1 protein-coding gene is annotated in these 255 nt (G+C 59.2%); it reads right to left on the minus strand.

The window, feature by feature from the left end; genetic code table 11:
* Positions 1 to 255 (minus strand): hypothetical protein (locus tag H3H36_RS27955; protein WP_220459872.1); only part of this gene is annotated, 255 nt, incomplete at both ends.

Consider the following 255-nt stretch of genomic DNA (forward strand, 5'->3'; position numbering starts at 1 on the left):
GGCTTCCAACCGCGTTTCCAACGCCTTGATTTCGACTCCCAGGGCTAGGATCCGGCGTGCATCGGCCACGATCATTGGTCCGACCAGCTCGACTTCAGTCGAGAAGCTAGCACCGGCCTGCCAAGCGAGCACGTCGGCAGCGTACTTGCGGCCGATGGCTGGTATCTTAAGCAGACTCACCTGGCGCATCCTGGCCAGCTGGCGCAAATCATCGCGTGCGGCCAATAGATTGATGAACCAGAGATTTCCCACATC

The sequence above is a fragment of the Rugamonas fusca genome (assembly GCF_014042365.1).
GTDB lineage: Bacteria > Pseudomonadota > Gammaproteobacteria > Burkholderiales > Burkholderiaceae_D > Rugamonas > Rugamonas fusca.